The sequence below is a fragment of the Acinetobacter sp. IK31 genome, from assembly GCF_035615195.1.
GTDB lineage: Bacteria > Pseudomonadota > Gammaproteobacteria > Pseudomonadales > Moraxellaceae > Acinetobacter > Acinetobacter calcoaceticus_C.
This window is the reverse complement of the sequence record NZ_JANBOB010000004.1, coordinates 1-5515: the sequence shown is the minus strand read 5'-3', so window position 1 is coordinate 5515 and position 5515 is coordinate 1. Positions and strand designations below refer to the sequence as shown.

At 48.5% G+C, this 5515-nt stretch carries 2 tRNA genes and 3 rRNA genes; all 5 read right to left on the bottom strand.

From position 1 onward, the window contains the following. Positions 1-106, bottom strand: a 5S ribosomal RNA gene (rrf, locus tag MSG66_RS03675); the annotation flags it as partial. A 182-nt stretch (positions 107-288) separates the two neighbouring features. Then, positions 289-3182, bottom strand: a 23S ribosomal RNA gene (locus MSG66_RS03670). A gap of 370 nt (positions 3183-3552) precedes the next feature. Further along, positions 3553-3628, bottom strand: a tRNA-Ala gene (locus MSG66_RS03665). Between the two features lie 56 nt (positions 3629-3684). After that, positions 3685-3761 (bottom strand) — tRNA-Ile (locus tag MSG66_RS03660). 59 nt (positions 3762-3820) lie between these two features. Further along, positions 3821-5358, bottom strand: a 16S ribosomal RNA gene (locus tag MSG66_RS03655). Positions 5359-5515: the final 157 nt, after the last annotated feature.

Here is a 5515-nt window from a genome sequence, read left to right as displayed (position 1 = left end):
TGACTTACTCTCACATGGGAAACCCCACACTACCATCAGCGCTAAGAGGTTTCACTTCTGAGTTCGGGAAGGGATCAGGTGGTTCACTCTTGCTATGGTCGCCAGCACAACTGGTATGGATACTTGCATTGGTCTTATTGGTTGCCGATGCGTTTTCCAAATCTTTACAGATGGGCTGATTGAGTCTTACTCTATTTTGTTCATTTTAGCTAAACATATAACTAAATCAAGTTGCTTTGCATATTAATGAATCGATTGATGCCATATATACAACTGCTTGGGTGTTGTATAGTCAAGCCTCACGAGCAATTAGTATTGGTCAGCTTCACATATCACTATGCTTCCACATCCAACCTATCAACGTCCTAGTCTCGAACGGCTCTTTAGAGGACATAAAGTCCTAGGGAAATCTTATCTTGAGGTAGGCTTCCCGCTTAGATGCTTTCAGCGGTTATCCCTTCCGAACATAGCTACCCGGCGATGCGACTGGCGTCACAACCGGTACACCAGAGGTTCGTCCACTCTGGTCCTCTCGTACTAGGAGCAGATCCTCTCAAATTTCCAGCGCCCACGGTAGATAGGGACCGAACTGTCTCACGACGTTCTAAACCCAGCTCGCGTACCTCTTTAAATGGCGAACAGCCATACCCTTGGGACCTGCTTCAGCCCCAGGATGAGATGAGCCGACATCGAGGTGCCAAACACCGCCGTCGATATGAACTCTTGGGCGGTATCAGCCTGTTATCCCCAGAGTACCTTTTATCCGTTGAGCGATGGCCCTTCCATACAGAACCACCGGATCACTAAGACCTACTTTCGTACCTGCTCGACTTGTGGGTCTCGCAGTTAAGCGCGCTTTTGCCTTTATACTCTACGCGTGATTTCCGACCACGCTGAGCGCACCTTCGTACTCCTCCGTTACTCTTTAGGAGGAGACCGCCCCAGTCAAACTACCCACCAGACATGGTCCTCGCCCCGGATTACGGGGCAGAGTTAGAACCTCAACATTACCAGGGTGGTATTTCAAGGACGGCTCCATTGGAACTAGCGTTCCAACTTCAAAGCCTCCCACCTATCCTACACAAGTAAGGTCAAAGTTCAATGTCAAGCTGCAGTAAAGGTTCACGGGGTCTTTCCGTCTAGCCGCGGGTACACTGCATCTTCACAGCGATTTCGATTTCACTGAGCCTCTGCTGGAGACAGCGCCGCCATCATTATGCCATTCGTGCAGGTCGGAACTTACCCGACAAGGAATTTCGCTACCTTAGGACCGTTATAGTTACGGCCGCCGTTTACTGGGGCTTCGATCAAGAGCTTCGCTTACGCTAACCCCATCAATTAACCTTCCAGCACCGGGCAGGCATCACACCCTATACGTCCACTTTCGTGTTTGCAGAGTGCTATGTTTTTAATAAACAGTTGCAGCGGCCTGGTTTCTGTGGCTGTCATCAGCTCAGGAAGCAAGTTCCATCACCAACAACAGCGTACCTTCTCCCGAAGTTACGGTACCATTTTGCCTAGTTCCTTCAGCAGAGTTCTCTCAAGCGCCTTGGTCTACTCGACCTGACCACCTGTGTCGGTTTAGGGTACGATTCCTGTGTAACTGAAGCTTAGAGACTTTTCCTGGAAGCATGGTATCAGCCACTTCGCTGTACAAGTACAGCTTGCTATCAGATCTCAGCATAGAGCACCCCGGATTTGCCTAAGATGCATGCCTACTTCCTTTCACCTGGACAACCAACGCCAGGCTGACTTAACCTTCTCCGTCCTCTCATCGCATTACACAGAAGTATTGGAATATTAACCAATTTCCCATCGACTACGCCTTTCGGCCTCGCCTTAGGGGTCGACTCACCCAGCCCCGATTAACGTTGGACTGGAACCCTTGGTCTTTCGGCGAACGGGTTTTTCACCCGTTTTGTCGTTACTCACGTCAGCATTCGCACTTCTGATACCTCCAGCATACTTCTCAATACACCTTCATCGGCTTACAGAACGCTCCCCTACCACTTGACTTAAAAGTCAAATCCGCAGCTTCGGCACATAGTTTTAGCCCCGTTACATCTTCCGCGCAGGCCGACTCGACTAGTGAGCTATTACGCTTTCTTTAAAGGGTGGCTGCTTCTAAGCCAACCTCCTAGCTGTCTATGCCTTCCCACATCGTTTCCCACTTAACTATGATTTTGGGGCCTTAGCTGGCGGTCTGGATTGTTTTCCTCTTGACTACGGACGTTAGCACCCGCAGTCTGTCTCCCGGATAGTACTCATAGGTATTCGGAGTTTGCATCGGTTTGGTAAGTCGGGATGACCCCCTAGCCGAAACAGTGCTCTACCCCCTATGGTATTCGTCCGAGGCGCTACCTAAATAGCTTTCGGGGAGAACCAGCTATCACCAGGCTTGATTAGCCTTTCACCCCTATCCACAAGTCATCCCCTGGCTTTTCAACGACAGTGGGTTCGGTCCTCCAGTTAGTGTTACCCAACCTTCAACCTGCTCATGGATAGATCGCCTGGTTTCGGGTCTATACCCAGCAACTAAACGCCCTATTAAGACTCGATTTCTCTACGGCTCCCCTATACGGTTAACCTCGCTACTGAATATAAGTCGCTGACCCATTATACAAAAGGTACGCAGTCACCGAACAAGTCGGCTCCCACTGCTTGTATGCATGCGGTTTCAGGATCTATTTCACTCCCCTCACAGGGGTTCTTTTCGCCTTTCCCTCACGGTACTGGTTCACTATCGGTCAGTCAGGAGTATTTAGCCTTGGAGGATGGTCCCCCCATATTCAGACAAGGTTTCACGTGCCTCGCCCTACTCGTCATCATTATGTGTGCCCTTTCGTGTACGGGAATATCACCCTCTACGTTCGCACTTCCCAGAGCGTTCCACTAAAACACACATAACTTAATGGGCTGATCCCCGTTCGCTCGCCGCTACTAAGGGAATCTCAATTGATTTCTTTTCCTAAGGGTACTGAGATGTTTCACTTCCCCTCGTTCGCCTTGCAACACTATGTATTCATGTTGCAATACCTACCTTAAAGTAGGTGGGTTCCCCCATTCAGAAATCTCCGGATCAAAGGATATTTGCCGCCTCCCCGGAGCTTATCGCAGGCTATTACGTCTTTCATCGCCTCTGACTGCCAAGGCATCCACCACATGCACTTAATTACTTGACTATACAACCCCAAACAGTCGTTATTACCTACAAGGAGTAATAAGACATGATCAATGATTTCTCATCAATCTCTTACAGTTTGAAGTACTGTGTATTTAAACACTGTACAGCTTCAATCTAATTCATATACCAAAACGCTTGATTCAGTTAATTTGCTAGTTCTCAATGAATTCCAAGATTAGAATTACTTCTTCTCTTTTCATTATTGAGTGAACAATTTATTTCAGACTCAATTTTGCCAATCTGTTAATGAATAAACATGCCTTCGTCAGGTCATGCTTAATACCGTGATACTTAAATCACAGAAGTTAATAAACCAAGATCTAAATCTTTATTTACTAATTTCTGTAATCCGAACTTCTCTTAAGTTCTGGTGGAGACTAGGAGAGTCGAACTCCTGACCTCCTGCGTGCAAAGCAGGCGCTCTACCAACTAAGCTAAGTCCCCAGCTTACATCATCAGTTATGTATCTTTCTGTCTATAACCTTAATCAGTCAAAGTCATGGTGGGTCTGACAAGACTTGAACTTGTGACCCCACGCTTATCAAGCGTGTGCTCTAACCAACTGAGCTACAGACCCTCAGATACATCTATGAAGAACAACTTGTTGTGGATTCTTACCAATCGTCAATCTTTCGTTAAGGAGGTGATCCAGCCGCAGGTTCCCCTACGGCTACCTTGTTACGACTTCACCCCAGTCATCGGCCACACCGTGGTAAGCGTCCTCCTTGCGGTTAGACTACCTACTTCTGGTGCAACAAACTCCCATGGTGTGACGGGCGGTGTGTACAAGGCCCGGGAACGTATTCACCGCGGCATTCTGATCCGCGATTACTAGCGATTCCGACTTCATGGAGTCGAGTTGCAGACTCCAATCCGGACTACGATCGGCTTTTTGAGATTAGCATCCTATCGCTAGGTAGCAACCCTTTGTACCGACCATTGTAGCACGTGTGTAGCCCTGGCCGTAAGGGCCATGATGACTTGACGTCGTCCCCGCCTTCCTCCAGTTTGTCACTGGCAGTATCCTTAAAGTTCCCGACATTACTCGCTGGCAAATAAGGAAAAGGGTTGCGCTCGTTGCGGGACTTAACCCAACATCTCACGACACGAGCTGACGACAGCCATGCAGCACCTGTATGTAAGTTCCCGAAGGCACCAATCCATCTCTGGAAAGTTCTTACTATGTCAAGGCCAGGTAAGGTTCTTCGCGTTGCATCGAATTAAACCACATGCTCCACCGCTTGTGCGGGCCCCCGTCAATTCATTTGAGTTTTAGTCTTGCGACCGTACTCCCCAGGCGGTCTACTTATCGCGTTAGCTGCGCCACTAAAGCCTCAAAGGCCCCAACGGCTAGTAGACATCGTTTACGGCATGGACTACCAGGGTATCTAATCCTGTTTGCTCCCCATGCTTTCGCACCTCAGCGTCAGTGTTAGGCCAGATGGCTGCCTTCGCCATCGGTATTCCTCCAGATCTCTACGCATTTCACCGCTACACCTGGAATTCTACCATCCTCTCCCACACTCTAGCTAACCAGTATCGAATGCAATTCCCAAGTTAAGCTCGGGGATTTCACATTTGACTTAATTAGCCGCCTACGCGCGCTTTACGCCCAGTAAATCCGATTAACGCTTGCACCCTCTGTATTACCGCGGCTGCTGGCACAGAGTTAGCCGGTGCTTATTCTGCGAGTAACGTCCACTATCTGAAGGTATTAACTTCAGTAGCCTCCTCCTCGCTTAAAGTGCTTTACAACCATAAGGCCTTCTTCACACACGCGGCATGGCTGGATCAGGCTTGCGCCCATTGTCCAATATTCCCCACTGCTGCCTCCCGTAGGAGTCTGGGCCGTGTCTCAGTCCCAGTGTGGCGGATCATCCTCTCAGACCCGCTACAGATCGTCGCCTTGGTAGGCCTTTACCCCACCAACTAGCTAATCCGACTTAGGCTCATCTATTAGCGCAAGGTCCGAAGATCCCCTGCTTTCTCCCGTAGGACGTATGCGGTATTAGCATTCCTTTCGAAATGTTGTCCCCCACTAATAGGCAGATTCCTAAGCATTACTCACCCGTCCGCCGCTAAGTGATAGTGCAAGCACCATCACTCCGCTCGACTTGCATGTGTTAAGCCTGCCGCCAGCGTTCAATCTGAGCCATGATCAAACTCTTCAGTTAAAAATCATTTTGCACCTTATTAAAGACAAGGTGCCAATTCTGGCTCATCAATTTTCTGACTTAAATTTCGCTCAAATAAACTTCGAGTAATTTAAACCAATCAATCAATGATAATATTTCGATCAATCAATCAGTAAAAATCCACACAAGTTGTTCT